Raw genomic sequence first — 17,345 nt, 5'->3', positions numbered from 1 at the left:
GTGCATGAGGCGCAAAGTTGCCGTTCGAGAGGCCGGGAGCGAGGCTGAATTTAGTACACCAACATATGCCCTGCGCTTCGGCGGACTTCCTCGCTACCCTTCCGATTCTGTAGCACTCCCGATGGCCCGAAGCCGACTGTACATCCGCAGTGCTAAACTATTTCCTCGTCAGTGCAGGATCTGGCTGAGGAAGAGCTTGGTACGCCCGTGCTGCGGATTGCTGAAGAATTCGTTCGGGCTGTTCATCTCGACGATCTGACCGGCGTCCATGAAGATGACCCGGTCGGCGACCTGGCGGGCGAAACCCATCTCGTGCGTGACGCAGAGCATGGTCATGCCCTCCTCCGCAAGCGAAACCACGGTGTCGAGCACTTCCTTGACCATTTCCGGATCGAGCGCGGAGGTCGGTTCGTCGAACAGCATGATCTTCGGGCTCATGCAGAGCGAGYGGGCGATGGCCACGCGCTGTTGCTGGCCGCCCGAGAGCTGRCCGGGATATTTCRCGGCCTGCTCCGGGATCTTGACGCGCCTGAGRTAATGCATCGCGATCTCCTCGGCGTCCTTCCTCGGCATTTTCCTYACCCAGATCGGCGCGAGCGTGAGATTCTSAAGAATGGTCAGATGCGGGAAGAGATTGAAGTGCTGGAAGACCATGCCGACGTCGCGGCGCACTTCGTCGATCTTCTTGAGGTCGTTGGTCAGTTCGGTGCCGTCCACGACGATCCGACCCCTTCTGGTGTTCCTCCAGCCGATTGATGCAGCGGATCATCGTCGACTTGCCCGACCCGGACGGGCCGCAGATGACAAGCTTCTCGCCGCGCGAAACCGTGAGGTTCACATTGCGCAGCACTTGGAACTCGCCATACCATTTGTTCACGCCGATCATTTCGACCGCAGTGGCGGTGTTGAGCGAGGCCCGCTTCAGTGCCGCAGGCCGGATATCGGTCATCCTGGTTTCAGCCATTGCCATGATCATTCCTCTCAACTTTCTTGGCCGACGGCCGGTCGCCGTTGCGATCTGCAAGCCAGGTCAATGGCGCGTGGACTTTGCGAGCCGGCGCTCCAGCGACAAACTTATGTGCGACATGTAAAAGCAGAAGAAAAAGTAGATCGCTCCGGCGAACACGTAGGCTTCGACATAGTAAGGCCGCCAGGCGATGTCCAAAACAGAGGCCCTCGTCGTGTTGAGAAGATCGAAGAGGCCAACGATGATGACGAGGGTGGTATCCTTGAAGACTTCGATGAAGGTGTTGACGAGCGGAGGGATGACGATGCGCAGCGCCTGAGGAAGCACGATCAGGTAGGTCGTCTTCCAGTATCCGAAACCGAGGGAGGATGCCGCCTCGAATTGGCCGCGCGGAACCATCTGAAGCCCGCCCCGAATGACCTCCGCGACGTAGKCCGCGGTGAACAGAACAATGGCGATCATCGCGCGCGCCAGGCCGCCGATGACCATCCCGGCCGGCAGGAACAGCGGAAGCATGATGGAGGACATGAACAGGACCGTGATCAGCGGTACGCCTCTGATCGTCTCGATGTAAAGCGTGCAGGTGACCCGCAGCGACCGGATGGGAGAGCGCCGTCCCAACGCCAGACCAATGCCGAGCGGCAGGKCGGCCAGCACCCCCACGATCGACAGGGTGAGCGTGAGCGGCAGACCGCCCCACTGATCGGGGGAGACAAAGCTCAGCCCCAACACCCCGCCGAACATCAACCCGAAAAACAAAACGAGCACTCCCGTCCATAGAACGAGCAGGCGCCGGCCCCAGAAGGCGGGTCGAGAGCTGATCAGCGTCGCCGCGACGAAGGCGGCAACGCCAAGGGCCGGCCGCCAGTGCTCGTCGAACGAATATGACCCAAAGAGGATATAGCGGAATTTGACCGCGATTACCGGCCAGCAGGCCCCGCGACCGGCTTGGGCCGCGCAGGGCGACGCATCGGTTTCCCAGACGGCATTGACGACGCCCCAGAACAGCAGCGCCCAGGCCATTCGTGCGATGAAGAGCGCGACAACGATGGTGACGACCGTGTTGAGGGGGCGCGATCGAACCGCGGCGATCACCTGCCCTATCCACGTCTCCTGTTGCGACGTCGCAATTGCGGCCAGCCGCGGCTTGGGGATCGCCGTCATCGTTGCACCAACGCCATGCGCTTGTTGAATAGATTGAGAACCAGGGAGATCGACAGGCTGAGGCACAGGTAGGTGCCCATCAGGATGGCGATGCCTTCGATCGCCTGGCCGGTCTGGTTGATGATGGTATTGATGATCGATGCGAGGTCCGGGTAGCCGATCGCGACAGCGAGGCTCGAATTCTTCATCAGGCTCAGATACTGGCTGATCATCGGGGGAACGATGGCGCGTATGGCGAGAGGCAGCGTGATGAGCCTGAGGATCCTGCCTTCGTGCAGGCCCAGCGCCCTCGCCGCTTCGATCTGTCCCTTGTCGACCGACAAGATGCCCGATCGAACTATTTCACCGATCAGTGCGCTCGTGTAGAGCGTCAGTCCGATAAGAAGCGTCGCGAGTTCCGGCGACAGCGACAATCCTCCAGCGACGCGGAACCCGGTGAGCGTCGGCCATTCCACGGACAATGCAGTGCCGCTGTAAGCCTTCGCTAGGGCGAGGACCGCGAGTATGGCGGCGACGGACGGCCAGAAGAACGGAATCTGAGCGCCCGTCATGCGCTGGCGGCGCTTGCAGAACCATGTCCAGGCCGCGCCGATCCCGGCCCCGACCGCGGCGCCCGCATAGAGCCAGCCGAAGCCGCCCGAACTCGTCATCCAGGGCAGGAACAAGCCTCTGTTGGTGAACAGCGCGACACCCATCACAGGAGTGGCCTCACGCGGATTGGGGAAGCTTATCAGGATCAGCGAGTACCAGAACATCAACTGGAGCAGGAGCGGCGTATTTCTGAACAATTCCACATAGGCATGCGCAAGTCTCGACAGCAGACGGTTGTGGCCGAGGCGCAGGATGCCGATGATCGTGCCCAAGACCGTCGACAGAACGATGGTCAGACAGGAAACCAGAAGCGTGTTCAGAAAGGCGACGATGATGGCGCGGCCGTAGCTCGACTGCGCGTCGTAGGCGATAAGCGTTTCGGAGATGCCAAACCCAGCCTCCTTGCCCTGCAGGAAAGCGAAGCCGCCGTTAATATGAAGCCGATCCAGATTGGCGGAGACGTTCCTCACCACAAAGGCGAGGAACAGGAACAATAATGCGAAAATGATCGCATCGTAGAGAAAGAAGCGGCCGCGCGAAGCGTCGTAGATGGACCTGACCGCGCCCGCGAAACCGCCAATGCGACGCTTCTCAACCATGTGATGCCGTCRTCCTAGATGATGGGTTGGCGCAGCCGCGTCGGCACGCCGTGAAGTCGTGCGCCCACGCAGCGGGTCGCGAGCGCACGGGTTCGATCAGATGAACGGCGGGGAATACATCAGGCCGCCCTCGGACCAGAGCTTGTTCAATCCACGCTCGAGCTTGAGCGGCGTGTTGGGGCCGACATTGCGGTCGAAGATCTCGCCGTAGTTGCCGACCTGCTTGAGGACGTTATAGGCCCACTTGTTGTCGAGATGGAGCGACTTGCCGATGCCGGGAACCACGCCCAGGATACGCTGGACTTCGGGATCATTGCTCTTAAGCATATCATCCACGTTCTTGGACGTGATGCCCTTCTCTTCGGCGCTGAACAGCAGCCAGACAGTCCAGTTGACGATATCGAGCCACTCGTCGTCACCGTGACGGACGGCCGGCGACAACGGCTCCTTGGAAATGGTTTCCGGCAGGATGACGTAGTCGCCCGGATTGCTCGCCTTGGAGGCGCGCGAGGCCGCCAGCGAGGACTTGTCGGTGGAATAGGYATCGCAGCGGCCGGTGAAGAACGCCTGCTCGATGTTGGCCTGGTTGTCGATGACGATGGGGTTGAGCTTGATGCCCACGCGGCGCGCATAGTCCTGGATGTTGAGCTCGGCGGTGGAGCCCGRCTCGACGCACACGCTTGCCCCGTCCAATCCTTTCGCCGAGGTCACGCCCAGCGACCCTTTCACCAGGAAGCCCTGCCCGTCGTAAAATGTGGCAGGGCCGAAGTTCAGCCCGAGATCGGTATCGCGGGTGAGCGTGTGGGTGGCGTTGCGGGAGAGCAAGTCAACCTCACCGGACTGGATCGCCGGGAAGCGCTGGGAGGATGTCAACGGGACATAGGTGACCTTCGTCGCGTCACCCAGCACGGCGGCGGCGACGGCACGGCAGACGTCGACGTCGAGGCCACCCCACGCACCCTTTGCATCGGGCGCGCCGAAGCCCGCCAGCCCGGTAGAGACGCCGCACCGAAGCGTTCCGGCTTTCAGTGTTTTGTCCRGCGTCGGACCSRCGCAGGCCRCTGACGCGACGCAGCAGAATCCCAGTGCCAATAACCACGACTTCATCGACTTATTCCCCTTCTCGTTGATGYCGCTCTGCATTCCGATCGCGCGGCTTACTAGACATATCATCTAACTTTGGATAGATTGGCAAGTGTTATTTTTTAGCCGGAGCTGATGGGATTTTGGCCGGATTGCGCAGTTGACTGGACTTGGCCTTCGGGGCACCGATTGCGACAGATCTGGACAAATCGTCTAAGAGCGGCACGATTGAACCAGACAAAACTTATGGCCTGCGGTCTGAGCAACCTGGYCGAGGCATATCGACCGGCGACAACTTCATCGCGTGAGGATTTAGATTCGTGAGCAAGAAATCCCCAACCCGTAAAGCAGCGAAGAAATATCCTGAGCGGAACGATCTGCTCGCCCAAATTAGACATATCGCGCAGGGCTTGGGAGAGACATTCGCGCCATTCTGTGAGGTCGTCGTGCACGACCTGACCGATCCCAAGCACGCTATTCTGGCGATCTACAACAATCTGTCCGGACGCCAGGTCGGTCAGCCTGCGACGGAACTCGGCCTTGCCCGCATAGCGGATCCGGACTATCCGCAGATCATCGCTAACTACGCGAACACTTTCGCCGATGGACGCCGGGCCAAAAGCACATCGGTCGGCATCAAGGATGAGACGGGGACATATGTCGCCGCACTATGCCTCAACATCGATCTGACCCTGTTCCAGACGATGCAGGCCGTGGTCGGCCAGTTCACCAGCATCCAGGCGCAGAACGGACTGCATGAGTCGCTCAATCCGACCGGGGCGGATGCCCTGCGCGCGCGGATCGACGAGTTCTCGGCGCGACGCTCGACAACGCCGCGGTCGCTCAAGGCCGAAGAGCGCAAAATTCTGATGCGCGAGTTGAAGGACGCCGGATTCCTGCAGGTGCGGCACGCCTCGGAGGTCATCGCGGCCCATCTGGGGGTCTCCCGCGCCACGGTGTACACAAGTGCGAAGTGACGCCCGCCTTCTTCTGYTCGCGGCTCCGCAGGTTCAAGCCATGTTGGCGCCGGACGACGTGCTGGCCGCCGTGCGAGAGGCGTTCGTGCTGCATAGCGAGAGGCAGGGTCGCGTGTTTCCCGTCGTCCGCGAGCGGCTCGCCACCGGCGGAATCTTCGGCATTAAGGCGGGCGACGTCCAGGCTCAGGCCCTGCTGGGCTTCAAGGCCGCCGGATTCTGGCGGTCCAACCGTTCCATGGGAGGCGAGCCGCACCAGGCGACAGTGATGCTGTTCGATCCCGCCACGGGCCGACCGACCTGCATTATCGACGGCAACGCCATCACCACGGCCCGCACCGGCGCGGCCGGCAGGCTTGGGCTCGAGTTGCTCGCTCGCCCGGAGAGCAAGCGTCTCTGCGTCTTCGGCACCGGCGTCCAGGCGCGGATCCACCTCGCTCTGGCCTTGGATCTGCTGCCGGCGCTGCAAGAAGTGTCTTACGTCACCTCCAGCCGCGTCCCCGATGCCRCAATGGAGGCCGCGTTCGCCGGGCGCTGCGCCCTGCTGCACGCCACGGATCCGGATGCGGCCGTCGCATCGAGCGACATCGTCATCACGGCGACTCCAGGTGGCGGACCGCTGTTTTCAGCCGACGCTGTGCGACCCGGCACGCATCTCAACGCCGTAGGCGCCGACACCAAGGGCAAGCAGGAACTGCCGGAGGGTCTCCTGAGCAGGGCCCGCGTCTTCGTCGACGACCGCGAACAGTACCGGCAGATTGGCGAGGGCCAGTGGATGGACAAGCACGAGGTGACTGAAATCGGCGACCTTCTGACCGGCCGGGAAGAGGTGTCACGGGCAGCCGACGACGTCACGGTGTTCGACATGACCRGGCTTGCCCTGCAGGACCTGACCGTGGCTCGCATGCTCTATCGCCGTGCCGTCGAACAGGGGCACGGAACCCAAGTCCCTTGGCCCTGGTAGGGCGCGCGCCCTATTCCAGCCTAACCCGCAACAAATCCGAACCGATCGTCATAGGTGCTCCTGTCATGAAAATTGGCCTTCTCAACTGTGGCGGCACCATCACCGAGCGCTACCGCGATGACGGGACATACGATCGCCTGCAGGCGAGCGACCTGATCGCCCTTTCGGGACCGACAGATTGGGTGGCATACGACGTCGACCCGGTCGACAGCTGCAACCTGAATTTTGCTTCGCTGTGCCGGGTCCGCGATGTGATCCGGCAGGACCGTCAGTGCGGCGCCTTCGTGCTCTGCTGCGGAACGGACGCGATGGAGGATGTGGCATACGCAGCGACGCTGCTGCTGGACCGCGACCGGCCGATCGTCTTGACTGGTGCTGCGATCCCGGGTGGCGAAGCCCATTCCGACGGCGCCCGCAACCTTGCCGATGCCGCCAAACTGGCGCAGRCCATGCCGCATGGCGCCGGTCCCCTCGTGGTCTTTGCCGGGCGGATCTTCGACCCGGGTGCCATCGTCAAGGTCTGGCCGCAGGCCATCCAGCCCTTCGGGCCGGAGACGGCTATCCGGGGCGTCCTCGATGCCGATCTTGTGACGCTCAACGGGCTCGGCAACAGCGCCGAATGCCATGCTGATCTGGAGGTCGCCGATCTCGGGGCCCGCGTGGCGATCGTGACGGAGACGTTCGGGCCTATCGTTGGCTTTCCGGATATAGCCGGCCTCGACGGGATCGTCCTGGCCAGTAAGGGCGCCGGCGGTTTCTCGACCGGGAGCGATGCTGTTCTACGCGAGGCCGCCATGCGCATCCCCGTAGTTTTGTCGACCCGCTGCGCTCATGGCATCCGCGTCAACCCAGCGGTCAGCAAATACACCTACGACCGGGCYCACGATCTTGGACTCATTACCAAAGGCTACGATGGGCTCAACGCGTCGAAGGCGCGAATCCGACTTATCGTGGAACTCGGTTTGACGAGGCGCCAACGTTCCGGCCGCGTTTGACGCCGCCTTCGCCGGCGGCTCCTCCGGGTTCGCGAACCGCGGCCGCCGGCTATGCGAGCGCGATGGCCTCGACCTCTACGGCAAGCCCATAGTGGAGCTCCGACACGCCGGCGACGGCCCTGGCCGGCTTATGCGCGCCGATCCATTCCTTGTAGATTTCGTTGAAGGCCGGCCAGTTGTTTATGTCGGTCACAAAGACCCTCACTTGAACCAGTCTCTCGCGGCTTGTTTCCGCTTCTTTCAGGCACGCGTCGAGGTTCGAGAGAACTTGCTTGGTCTGCGCAACGAACGGACTGCCCCGAAGAGGCGTACCGTCCGCAGCAATCGGCAATTGCCCGGACACATAAACAAAGGACCCAGCCACGCAGACATGGGAATAATGGCCGGCTGGAGGAGAAATGGCGTTGCTGTCCAGGCACGCGATCTGTTCAGGAGTCATTTCTGCGGCCTGCCCCCGGGGTACCGAAACACGGCAAAACATCTCGTCATTCAAAGATTTCGGCGATGACCTGCGCGCTCTTGATGCCGGTTCCGGTGAGAACCACCACCGTTTTCTCGCGCTGATCGACGATCCTGTTTCGAATGAGGTGTCCCAGAGCAGCGGCTGCCGTCGCCGAAGTCGGCTCCGCGAGAAGCCCGATCCTGGCCAGCCGCTTCAGGGCCGCCACGATTTCGTCCTCCGAGACGGCAACGGAGGCGCCGCCCGATTCCCGGAGAGCGTCCAGAATCTGCCGGAGGCGCAGCGGTTCCTTGATCGCGGTGCCTTCCGCGAGGGTCTTCTTGATTTCGCGGGCGACCGGTCCGTTCGCTCCAGCCTTGAAGCTGGCGTCAACCGGTGAGCAGTTGAACGGCTGCGCGGCGAACAGGCGCGGCAGCCTCGCGATTTGTCCGGCAGCTTTGAGTTCAGTGAATCCTAGGTAGCAGCCCAACAGGCTGCTGCCGGCGCCGACGGGAACAATGATGTTGTCGGGAACGGAATAATTGAAATCTTCCCACAGCTCATAGGCAAACGATTTTGTGCCTTGAAGAAAGAAGGGCTGCCAATTGTGGCTGGAATAAAAAATCTGCCTGGATTGTCGGATGGCCTCGGCCTGCGACTCTTCGCGAGGGCCTTCCACCAGCTGGGTCTCGGCGCCATAGGCTCGAATCTGCGCGATCTTGGCCGGGGACGTATAGGCAGGCGCCAGAATGCGCACCCGCATTCCGCCGGCGGCGCCAAAAGCCGCGACGGAGGCCCCGCCGTTGCCCGAACTGTCTTCAAGAACGGCATCGACACCGAGCTGCCTCAGCGCGGACAGCATCACCGTCGTTCCGCGGTCCTTGAAGCTGGARGTTGGGTTGAACCATTCCAGCTTGAAGAACGGACGGTGGTCGTCCCAGGCATGCTGGACCATCGGCGTGCAGCCCTCACCCATCGAGATCGGTTCGGCGATCTCGACAGGAAGGGAAGCGCGATAACGCCAGAGGGATCGCGTGCCACGCTCGATCTCGTCTCGCGAAATCCCCCTCTGCGGCGTTATCAATAGGGGATTCTGCTCGTCAGAGCACCAGCGCGGAACATCCAGTGGGTAGGTGCGGCCGGTGAGCGGATCAATGTAGGTCGATTTGGTCATTTGGCTTCACCTGATTTCACCTAGACGTGGGAGCTCTGAAGTGGCCGATTGTCATCCATGCGAGATGAGGGGGTAACTTTATTCGGATGAAGTAGACAAATAGTACGATTCTATACGTTTTGTAAAGAGACGGCGCATATGGCCAAGCGTCTTCTCACGCCTCAAGGCTCGCAATGTACAGTCGCCGGAAACGGGAGCGTCTCGGGACTGTGGTACGGCAGGCGCCGGAACTTCGGCGATATCGAGAAGGTGACCTCGATGAAGTCGTCGAGCTCGGTGTCGCCCGATACATCGCACAGACCACAAACATAGTGGGTCTTCAGCGTGCGCAGGGCGCCGAAACTATCGAGCACCATCCGGACTGTGGACAGAGCACATTCGAACTCATGTCGAACAAGCCACAGCGGGCAGCATGAAGGAAGAGGTCGATTGCTTCAGGCTCGGCGATTGCCCGGTCGCGAACAAAGGCCAGCGGATTGACGCGATAGAGTGATCGTCGGCGCTCTTGATCAGCGCCTCGAATTTCGAGATGACGCGTGGGCTCCAGGCTCGCGCCTGCTCCACCTTGGTCATCTTGCTTTCGAGAAGTTGATCGTTGGCTACCGTCACGCCGGATCCTCACGCTAGCCTCGCGACAGCCTACTAAAAACCAGCGCGATGCGAATGGGATTGAATTCCTTTTTTGTACGACAGTCGATCTGGAGGCTCGGAACGGCAGATGGCGGTGCCGTCAGGCGTAGATGCCCCTAAGCCCTACTGCTCGGCCTTGTGGGAAAGCCGATCCAGCGCATCTCGAAGCGCRGTGGCGGCACCGCCACGCTCGTCGGCGGACATCAGCTCCGGTTCAAGTTCCAGCCTGAAGTGCGGCAGCTCGGTTCGAACAGCGCGACAAGCGCCCGCTAGATTGGCCTTCAGATCGATGACGCGGTAGGTGGCGACGGGATAGGCGATCCCCTTGACTTGGACGTGCCCCATCTCCTCGCAATCGATCGTCTCCTTCACTTGCGCAAACGTCTCGTAGGAAATGAGGATGGCCCCCGGTGCCGCCTCCTGTTCCAGGCGCGAGGCGAGATTCACGGCGCCGCCAATGATCGTGTAGTCCATCCGGTCCTCGCTGCCGAAATTACCGACGGTGCAGTAGTCGGTATGGATGCCGATGCGACAGCGCAGCGGTGTTTCGATCCCCATGTCCCGCCAGACCTCGGTAAGCTCGCTGATCCGTTTTTGCATGGCCAGCGCCATCTCTACGCAAGCCAGCGCGTCCTCCTTGACGCCACGCGTCTCAGGGTCGCCGAAAAACATCAGGATCGCGTCGCCGACGTACTTGTCGATCGTGGCACCATGATCCGACGCGATTTTCGACATTTCCGTCAGGTAGTGATTGAGGAGCTGGGTGAGATCCTCGGATTCCATCTTGTCGGTGGTCTCGGTAAAATCTGCGATATCGGAGAAGCATATGGTCAGCTTCTTACGCTGGCTGGCGATCCTAACGTCTTGGCGGCCGGTGAATATCGAGCTGTACACTTGGGGCGCCAGATATTTGGCCAGCTTGCTGGAAAGCGCCTCTAGGGCAGCGGACTTCTCGGCAAGGTTCTCCTCYCTTTGCTTCAGCTCGGTGATGTCCGAATAGACGGCGACCGTGCCGCCGGCGCTGATCCGCCGCTCGCTTATCATGATCCATCGTCCGTCGCCCCGCCGCTGCACCCATGGTTCGCCGGGGTTACGGTGCCGCCACAGGCGCTCGGCAACCCACTCGTCGACCCGTCCCTCGGCATCCCTGATGTAGCCGCGCTCCGCGGATCGGCGAATGATCTCCTCGAATGCCATGYCAGGGGTCAGCTCTGCCTCAAGACCGGCGTATAGCAGTTCGCGGTAGCGGCTGTTGCTAAGGACAAGCCAATCCTCTCTGTCATAGAGAGCGAAACCCTCGGAAATACTTTCGATGGCATCGACTAGCCGCTGACGCGCTTCTGCAACGTCGCGCAGGTTCTTTTCCTCCACCTCGACAGCGGTATCCCGGAAGAGGCTCAGAGCCTCGGCCATGCGCCCGATTTCGTCGCTGCCCGCGGCCGGCAGCGACGCACGAAGATCGCCGCCCGCGATCGCGAGCATGCCCTGGCTCACCGCTCCCAGGCGGGCGAGAAGGCTGCGGTCGACGTAGAGCCAGACGACCAGAACCGAGCTCAACAGGCTGAGAAAGGCGGAGCCGAGGACAACTCCGGTGCCGTAGCGCTGAACCAGCGCGGCTTCGCGACCGGAGGCAGCGATCTCGCGGTCCGCTGCGGCGACAAGACGGTCGACGGCAGCGGTGAGACTGCGCGACAGCCGATTGTTTTCGGCCAGAAGCTTTTCGCCCTGCGCGAGGACCGCAAGCTCCTCCTCACGTGCCTTCGGGATGCTGCTCTCACCATCGGTTAGTGCCTTGAACTCGTCCACCCGCTGCCGGAAACGGGTCCGCAGCTTTTCGTCGATCTCCGAGGAAGCCGCTTCCAGAGCAGCGAGCGAGCGGCGCAGTGGAAACAGGATCAACGCCAGGTCGCCCCGCGTCGGCGCGGTCGCGGCCTTCACCAGCGCGTCGTTGACCGCCGAGATCTCCAGCAGCGCTTTCTGCTGGGGGATGTAAGCCGCAATCGCCTGGACCATGTCGGCCATTGCCGCTGCGCGTCGATCGGGCGGCAGCGACGTATCGGCCGCGACCGCCCGCCATTGCGGGAGCCTGGAATCCATCACCAGGATGCCGGTGGCCAGAAGGCGGTGGCTTCCGGTCGTCGTCGCGGCGAGGCGGTTCAGCAGCTCCTCCTTGCGGGCGATCACATCGAGGCGGGCGACAACCAGAGAGTCGAGCTCCTTCAGGTTGCGCCTCAGAACAACCGCGGCTTCCTCGATCTCAGCCAAAGGCACTGTGCCCAGCGTAGCATCCCTGAGGTCCGTGCGGAGGGCCTCGAGCCGGGACATCTCAAGCGCGACGGCCGCCGAGACCTCGCTGTGCTGAGCCCTGCTTGTCGCCGCCAGCACCGATGGCGCGGCAGCAGCGACCCGTTCGGCCTGGYGCGACAGCTGGAGAGCGGCCAGCGCCGACGGCACCCGATCCGTGGTGATTCGGTCGACGACGTCGCCGACTTGGAGGAAGRCATAAAGCGCCGCAGCGGTTGCCAGCACCGCAAGGCCGCTGATCCCGAAAAAGGCGAGCAACAGCCGACCACGTACGCCGAGGCGTTCAAGCATCGTGGTGAGTCGGAACAATCCAGCCACACTGGTCTTCATCAGACTAGATGTCTCAGGCGGTACGCCGTTCGGCGAACCCTATTCAAGCGGCACGTACTCCCCGCCCCGCCAGACGTACCAAACCCAACTCTGCCTCGTGAGGTCGCCCTTGTCGTCGAAATCGACCCGGCCGATGACGGTGTCGAATTGCTGTTCGTGCAGTTCCGCTATGACCRCCTTCGGCACCAGCGAACCTGCCTTCGCGACCGCCTGGGCCCAGACCTGGACTGCGCTGTAGCTCAATAGCGTGTAGCCAGCCGGCTCGAAATTCTCCGCACGGAACTTCTCCACGATCGCGGCCGCGCCGGCATTTCGCCGCGGGTCCGCCGGGAAGGTGAACAGGGTTCCCTCCGCCGCTGAGCCTGCGATCAGGGCGAATTCCTCGGTAGCCAAAGCATCTCCGGATATGAGCTGAACCGTGTAGTTGCGGTCGTGTGCAGCGCGAGCAATGAGCGCAACGTCGRCATGATACCCACCCACATACAAGGCCGAAATGCCGGCGGTCTGCAACRCAGCGACTTCGGCTGAATAATCGTCCTTCCCAGGCGTGTATGCGTCGTAAACAGCTTCGGTCACGCCCCGTTTGTTCAGCTGCTTCCTGGTCTCGTCGGCGAGACCCTTCCCATAGGTCGAATTGTCGTGAAGGATTGCAATCTTCTTGTCGCCCCAGTGATCGGCAAGGTAGTTGCCGGCGATGAAGCCCTGCGCGTCGTCGCGGCCAATGGTGCGGAAGACATTGCTACGGCCCTGTTCGGTCAGTTGCGGATTGGTCGAGCCTGGAGATATTTCGACGACGCCCGCCTCCTCGTACACTTTTGATGCGGGGATCGAGGCCCCGGAGCAATAATGCCCGACGACGAGCACCACCCCGTCAGCCACCAGCTTCTGGGCGGCCGCGACCGCTTGCTCGGGATCGCAGAAATCGTCGACCGAGATGAGCCTCACCTTCTGGCCGAGCACGCCGCCCGCCGCATTGACGTCGGCCACCGCCATTTCCGCGCCGCGCTGCCCCTGCTCGCCGATCCAGGCAAGCCGTCCTGTCATCGCAGCCGAGACCCCGATCAGCACTTCAGCCCTCGCGGAACTGAACACGGCCGCCAGAACTACGATCGCTAGGGCGATGATACGGTGCATGTTTGCACCCCCTGTGGACAGTAGCTTACGCTAATCCAGTCAGACCCGACAGCCCCTTCGGTAAGCGCGAGTGTCTCGGATGTGACGGGAAACAGCGCCCCGGCGCATCGGTCTAACTCCAAACCGTCGGGCATGAGCACTTCCATTCAAGCCTGTCTTCAAGTCTTATTTGCCTGCAGGAAATCGCCGGCTATGTTTCGGGCCTCTTGTTCCTACCTTCGAACCAGGCGCGGGTAAGATAGCGTGTTGCATAATCCCTTGGTTTCAATCGTGGTTCCTGCGCACAACGCCGAGGCAACGCTGGCGCGCGCACTCGATTGCCTTCTCGATCAGGAACTAGTGGATTGGGAGGCGATCATCGTAGACGACGCCTCCACGGACCGCACCCCCGCGATCATCGCCGGTTATGTGGAGCGCGATGTCCGATTTCGGACGTTGAGCTCTTGCGCGTGTAGCGTCGCCGGCGCGCGCAATAGCGGGATTTCGACAGCGCGCGGCCACTGGCTCATGTTTCTGGACGCGGACGATTGGGTGGATGCCAGCTTCCTTGCGAAAATRCTGGCCGCACTGAAAACCGCTCCCGATGCAGTGGCCGCCTATTGCGGTTCTCGGCGCGTAATGCCCGATAACGAACTCACGCTGTCGAGCATCGCAACGGATGTTGCGAGCCAGCCCTTCGAAACTTTCGCCCGACGCTGTGCCATCCGCACTCACGCGCTGCTGGTCGACCGGCAGACAATTGTCGACTTGGGCGGTTTCGATGTGTCGCTGCGCACTTGCGAGGACTGGGATCTGTGGCAGCGCCTCGCGCGTCTAGGCAAAGGTTGGGTGATGGTCGACGAGCCGCTCGCTTTCAGTCGGACCAGCCCCGACTCGCTCAGCCGCAATTCGACGCAGATGCTGGTAGATGCGGAAATCGTGATCGCCCGCGGCTTTTCTCCCGATCCCAGGGTCAAAGACCCAGCGTCGGCTCACGCCAATGGAGCGATCGAGGCGAACGGCCGCACCGCTGCCGAAGCATTCGCGTGGTTCGCGTTGTGGAACGCCGCGTCGGATTGCGGCCGCGGATCGCGCTCGATCAACCCGCAGTTCCTGCGCGCGCTTCCGGCAGGACGGAAGTGGGCGCGTGAGATCGCCAAGGTGGCCTTCGATGGCCTTATGGTAGGGAGCCTAWCGGCACCAGCCCAATTGGCTGCCAGGTGGGACAGGTTTGGCGGCTCCCTCACCGAGTTGATCATCGAACTCGGCAAGCTCTGGGGCGATCCCGCAGCGGGTCGCCGCGTCCAGTATCACCTTGAGCAAATGCTTCTCGACTCCGACGATCTTGCCGCGCCGCGCAGACTGGCGCGGACCCTCGGAATTCGAGTCGACGCTCGAAATCCGACCGCTATCGAATTGCCGGAAGGAATCGACCAAATTTATGCCTATCTGATGATCGATGACCGTATCGAGGCTCGCGTACAGTTCGGCGTGCTCGGGAAAGTGACGAGACGTCATTGGATCGAGTTGGCCCTGAATTTCGTGCCCCCTGAGCGGCTCGCACCGCAAACGGACACCGGTGCCGACAACTCAAACAGGTTTGCAGCCAACGCATTGTTGTCCAGTGYGGAACGCCGGTCTGATCCGGACAGCCACTTCGGCAAACTCGCGCGATTGGCCACTGAAGCGCAGGAGCTGGTTCGGTCGAGCGCCGAAATTGCAGAGCCTCTTGCCGCGCCGCGCCGTACACGGGCCGCGGATAGGCACGACAGTGATCGCACGTCATTCTGGAACCGCCATTTCGCAACCGAGGACCCCTGGAACTACGGTTCACCCTATGAGCAGGAAAAATATGAGCGGCAGCTCCAAATTCTGCCTGCCGGTCCGATCGGACGGGCGCTTGAGCTGGCCTGCGCCGAAGGCCACTTCACGCGGCAGCTGGCGCCGCGAGTGGGCCATTTGACCGCGACTGACATCTCCACTGTAGCCATTGCACGCGCACGCGGGCGATGCAGCGATCAGCCGAATGTTGAGTTCGGCGTCCTGGATTTCTCTGCGGATACGCTTCCGGGTGAGATGGATCTGATCGTCTGTTCGGAAGTGCTCTACTACCTGGATGATCTTGCCGAGTTGCGGCGCATCGCCAAAAAATTTGTTGAAGCGTTGGCGCCTGGCGGTAGTCTCATCAGCGCTCACGCATTCGTGCTCCGTGACAATGTTGAAAGGACGGGCTTCGACTGGAATACATTCGGTGCACAAGCGATCTCGGAAACGCTGGCAGGGACCGAAGGCCTTGTCCTCCAACAATCGATCCAGACCGAGCTCTATCGCATAGACCGTTTCCGCCGCCTGTCGCCAGACGACGTGGCGACGGAACCGGTGATCGATCATGTGCCAATCCGTGCGCCCATCGGTATTGGGATCGCGCGAAATATCGTCTGGGGTGGGGCACGGGCCTTCCGCCGCGACGTCGCACGGAGCGAGCGGCGGCAGCGTATCCCTGTCCTCATGTATCACGGCGTCTCCGATGATGGTCCGGCAGCGCTCGCCCGTTTTCGGCTCAAGCCCGCCGCCTTCGACAGCCAGATGGCATGGCTGCGCGCCAATGGCTTTCACGCGATTATGTCCGAGCAGCTGGAATGGTCCATCGCCAACCGTCAGCCTTTCGTTGGCCGCCCAGTGCTCATCACCTTCGATGACGGCTTCCAGAATTTTGCCGATCATGCCTGGCCGATCTTGCGCGCGAACGACCTGACCGCGGAAGTGTTCCTGGTGACGGACTTGGTGGGTGAAAGCGCACGGTGGGACATCGACAGCGGTCCGCCGACACAGCTTATGGACGCCGGGACGGTGYGGCGCCTCGCCGGCGAAGGTGCGTTCTTCGGAAGCCATCTGGCGACGCATCGTGCGATCGATGGCCTGTCGAGCTCTGACTTGGCCGCCGAGCTGCTGCGCTCACGTATGTTCATCGAACGGTGGACCGGTCGACCAACCACGGCGTTCGCGGCGCCCTTCTCTGTCACCGACCGACGACTTGGCCGGCTGGCCAAGGAATGCGGCTATCGGATCGGCTTCGGCGGCAGGCATGGGCCGGCGGACCTCGATTGCGATCCCGTCGACCTTCCGCGCATCGAGATTCGCGGAGATCGCTCGCTCGATGACTTTGTCGCCCGGGTCGAGGCCGTGCTCGAATGAACGTTGAACTTGTCAGCGGGTGCGTGCTCGCACGAACCTGAGGGTCATTTCCAGAACCGGCTTGCCAAGGGCCAATATGCGACAAATTGGCTCCGCTTTTCGTTCAGCGCCCGTCCTTCACCTCGTTAGCAAGTCTATTGGGCGACTTGGGACACGGCTGACATCAGCTCCTGCGGGTTGGCCRCACCAAACATGTGTCGCCCACCCTCTGGAACCTCCGTGAAGCTCCAGCGGACCACGCCCTGTCGGTCAAGTAGGAACTGACCGATCAGTTGTCCGTGTCCCGTTGCCATCATCTGCTGGTCGGCCTCGGTCACTTCGTAATGGTCCTTCTTGTCGAGGAATTCGCTGGCAGCAAAAGGATCCATGGGAGCGGGCAACTCGCCTGGTATGTCGACCCGCATATCCTTCGCCGCTGCCATCGAGACCTTGTACGGCCAGTTCGTCTCGTCTTGGGTGAATTCGAGATTGGGCAGTCCAAAAGCACGATGTGAAGCGCGTTCAGGGTCGGAGGCCRCAAGCAGATTCGGCATCGGGTGGTAGCGGAAATAGAGACGCGCYCGCTCGATCGGCGTATTGACCACTGTCAGGCTCCCCACGCCCTTTTCGCGCAGTTCCGGATCAAGCCGCGCCTGGGCGGCAATGTGGCGCCGRCAAAACGCACAATGCAAACCTCGAAACAGGCCGACCAAGACCGGCTTTTGTCCGCGAAAGTCGTCAAGCGCGATCTTGCCTTCCTGGGTAATGGCGTCGAGCACCACGTTCGGCGCACGATCACCCGGTTGAAGCGGTACCAAGTCAATACGCGCGGACATTTTTCAAC

Annotated in this window: 13 protein-coding genes and 2 pseudogenes; 5 read left to right on the top strand and 10 right to left on the bottom strand. The window is 61.8% G+C overall.

The window, feature by feature from the left end; all coding sequences use genetic code 11:
• Positions 1-168: 168 nt before the first annotated feature.
• Positions 169-850: pseudogene (locus ORS3428_RS18840) on the bottom strand (amino acid ABC transporter ATP-binding protein).
• On the opposite strand from ORS3428_RS18840, the gene ORS3428_RS34020 reads away from it, so the two are divergent.
• Positions 756-1,091 carry a hypothetical protein gene (locus ORS3428_RS34020; protein WP_244508033.1) on the top strand — a complete coding sequence of 112 codons (336 nt, stop codon included), beginning with the start codon at positions 756-758 and terminating at the stop codon, positions 1,089-1,091. The pseudogene ORS3428_RS18840 and the gene ORS3428_RS34020 overlap by 95 nt on opposite strands.
• Here the strand turns inward: ORS3428_RS34020 and ORS3428_RS18835 are convergent.
• The 3 genes from ORS3428_RS18835 to ORS3428_RS18825 all read right to left on the bottom strand — a co-directional run bounded on the left by ORS3428_RS18835 (position 1,031) and on the right by ORS3428_RS18825 (position 4,428).
• On the bottom strand, positions 1,031-2,131 hold the full coding sequence (locus ORS3428_RS18835; protein WP_071099803.1) for an amino acid ABC transporter permease: 1,101 nt from the start codon (positions 2,129-2,131) through the stop codon (positions 1,031-1,033). The genes ORS3428_RS34020 and ORS3428_RS18835 overlap by 61 nt on opposite strands.
• Positions 2,128-3,321: an amino acid ABC transporter permease gene (locus ORS3428_RS18830; protein ID WP_083355205.1), complete on the bottom strand. Its 1,194-nt coding sequence runs from the start codon at positions 3,319-3,321 to the stop codon at positions 2,128-2,130. Before ORS3428_RS18830 ends, ORS3428_RS18835 begins: the two co-directional genes overlap by 4 nt.
• A 96-nt stretch (positions 3,322-3,417) precedes the next feature.
• Positions 3,418-4,428 carry an amino acid ABC transporter substrate-binding protein gene (locus ORS3428_RS18825; RefSeq protein WP_071099810.1) on the bottom strand — a complete coding sequence of 337 codons (1,011 nt, stop codon included), beginning with the start codon at positions 4,426-4,428 and terminating at the stop codon, positions 3,418-3,420.
• Between the two features lie 296 nt (positions 4,429-4,724).
• Between ORS3428_RS18825 and ORS3428_RS18820 the strand changes: the two genes are divergently transcribed.
• The 3 genes from ORS3428_RS18820 to ORS3428_RS18810 all read left to right on the top strand — a co-directional run bounded on the left by ORS3428_RS18820 (position 4,725) and on the right by ORS3428_RS18810 (position 7,337).
• Positions 4,725-5,381, top strand: a complete 657-nt coding sequence (locus ORS3428_RS18820) for a helix-turn-helix transcriptional regulator (RefSeq protein ID WP_071099802.1) — start codon at positions 4,725-4,727, stop codon at positions 5,379-5,381.
• Positions 5,382-5,421: 40 nt separating this feature from the next.
• A complete protein-coding gene (locus tag ORS3428_RS18815; protein WP_071099801.1) occupies positions 5,422-6,342 on the top strand; it encodes an ornithine cyclodeaminase family protein in 921 nt (306 codons plus the stop codon).
• Positions 6,343-6,407: 65 nt separating this feature from the next.
• On the top strand, positions 6,408-7,337 hold the full coding sequence (locus tag ORS3428_RS18810; protein ID WP_071099800.1) for an asparaginase domain-containing protein: 930 nt from the start codon (positions 6,408-6,410) through the stop codon (positions 7,335-7,337).
• Between the two features lie 49 nt (positions 7,338-7,386).
• Here the strand turns inward: ORS3428_RS18810 and ORS3428_RS18805 are convergent, their stop codons facing one another.
• From ORS3428_RS18805 to ORS3428_RS18780, 5 genes and pseudogenes are all read right to left on the bottom strand, one after another.
• Positions 7,387-7,776: a RidA family protein gene (locus tag ORS3428_RS18805; RefSeq protein WP_071099799.1), complete on the bottom strand. Its 390-nt coding sequence runs from the start codon at positions 7,774-7,776 to the stop codon at positions 7,387-7,389.
• 46 nt (positions 7,777-7,822) lie between these two features.
• Positions 7,823-8,950: a threonine synthase gene (locus ORS3428_RS18800; RefSeq protein ID WP_071099798.1), complete on the bottom strand. Its 1,128-nt coding sequence runs from the start codon at positions 8,948-8,950 to the stop codon at positions 7,823-7,825.
• A 194-nt stretch (positions 8,951-9,144) separates the two neighbouring features.
• Positions 9,145-9,523 (bottom strand): annotated as a pseudogene (locus ORS3428_RS31635) (DUF5939 domain-containing protein); the annotation flags it as partial.
• Positions 9,524-9,703: 180 nt separating this feature from the next.
• Complete coding sequence (locus tag ORS3428_RS18785; protein WP_071099795.1) at positions 9,704-12,175, bottom strand: adenylate/guanylate cyclase domain-containing protein; 2,472 nt, start codon at positions 12,173-12,175, stop codon at positions 9,704-9,706.
• Positions 12,176-12,253: 78 nt separating this feature from the next.
• Positions 12,254-13,348: a branched-chain amino acid ABC transporter substrate-binding protein gene (locus ORS3428_RS18780; protein WP_071099794.1), complete on the bottom strand. Its 1,095-nt coding sequence runs from the start codon at positions 13,346-13,348 to the stop codon at positions 12,254-12,256.
• A gap of 243 nt (positions 13,349-13,591) precedes the next feature.
• Here ORS3428_RS18780 and ORS3428_RS18775 point away from each other — a divergent pair, with 243 nt between their 5' ends.
• The gene (locus ORS3428_RS18775) at positions 13,592-16,522 is read left to right on the top strand and encodes a trifunctional glycosyltransferase/class I SAM-dependent methyltransferase/polysaccharide deacetylase (RefSeq protein ID WP_071099793.1); all 2,931 of its coding nucleotides are present in this window, start codon (positions 13,592-13,594) and stop codon (positions 16,520-16,522) included.
• Between the two features lie 134 nt (positions 16,523-16,656).
• Here the strand turns inward: ORS3428_RS18775 and ORS3428_RS18770 are convergent, their stop codons facing one another.
• Positions 16,657-17,337 (bottom strand): redoxin family protein, encoded by a 681-nt coding sequence (locus tag ORS3428_RS18770; RefSeq protein ID WP_071099792.1) that lies wholly within the window; start codon positions 17,335-17,337, stop codon positions 16,657-16,659.
• Positions 17,338-17,345: the final 8 nt, after the last annotated feature.

Origin of the sequence: Mesorhizobium sp. ORS 3428 (assembly GCF_001854785.1) — a bacterium.
Lineage (GTDB): Bacteria > Pseudomonadota > Alphaproteobacteria > Rhizobiales > Rhizobiaceae > Mesorhizobium.
This window is presented reverse-complemented; position numbering and strand designations above follow the sequence as displayed.

What these genes read in the sequence shown, in the direction of transcription:
- ORS3428_RS18805 (WP_071099799.1), bottom strand. Translation starts at nt 7,776, where the DNA reads ATGACTCCTGAACAGATCGCGTGCCTGGACAGCAACGCCATTTCTCCT.
- ORS3428_RS18830 (WP_083355205.1), bottom strand. Translation starts at nt 3,321, where the DNA reads ATGGTTGAGAAGCGTCGCATTGGCGGTTTCGCGGGCGCGGTCAGGTCC.
- ORS3428_RS34020 (WP_244508033.1), top strand. Translation starts at nt 756, where the DNA reads ATGCAGCGGATCATCGTCGACTTGCCCGACCCGGACGGGCCGCAGATG.